This window comes from Sphingomonas sp. S6 (genome assembly GCF_043498045.1).
In the GTDB taxonomy this organism is placed as follows: domain Bacteria; phylum Pseudomonadota; class Alphaproteobacteria; order Sphingomonadales; family Sphingomonadaceae; genus Sphingomonas.
This window is the reverse complement of record NZ_JBIEOE010000061.1, coordinates 1-380: the sequence shown is the minus strand read 5'-3', so window position 1 is coordinate 380 and position 380 is coordinate 1. Positions and strand designations below refer to the sequence as shown.

The following is a 380-nucleotide window of genomic DNA, read 5'->3' as shown; positions in this document are numbered from 1 at the left end:
ATCACTCGCTGAGCGTGGCACTCCGCAACCCGGTACCCGCTACATGAGCCGCCAGCGTGGTGTGGTTCTTCTGTTGGCCCTGGTCCTGAGCATGCTGCTGGGGCTGCTTGCAGCATCTGCCCTGCGCGACGCCTTGGCGGACACGCGAATGACGGGATACCTGAGCGATAGTCTGCAAGCGTTCGAAGAGGCCGAGGGTGCGTTGCAGGCAGGGAAACACGAACTTGAGCGGGCACCTCCTGACCCTTGTGGCGCGTGCCTGCCACCAGCCCGACCGCACGATCTGGCAGGGCAGTGGCAGGGCACCCACAACGGTTACTTCCATATACAGAACCTGGGCACGAGCACTCGCGCTGCGCACATGCCAGACGAGCAGCTGG

General features: G+C 63.9%; 1 protein-coding gene. It reads left to right on the top strand.

Features of this window, described 5'->3' with window-relative positions; all coding sequences use genetic code 11:
• Window positions 1-43 precede the first annotated feature (43 nt).
• Window positions 44-380, top strand: a 337-nt coding sequence (locus tag ACGVWT_RS19245; RefSeq protein WP_394427849.1) for a hypothetical protein, incomplete at its 3' end; no start/stop codon positions are given.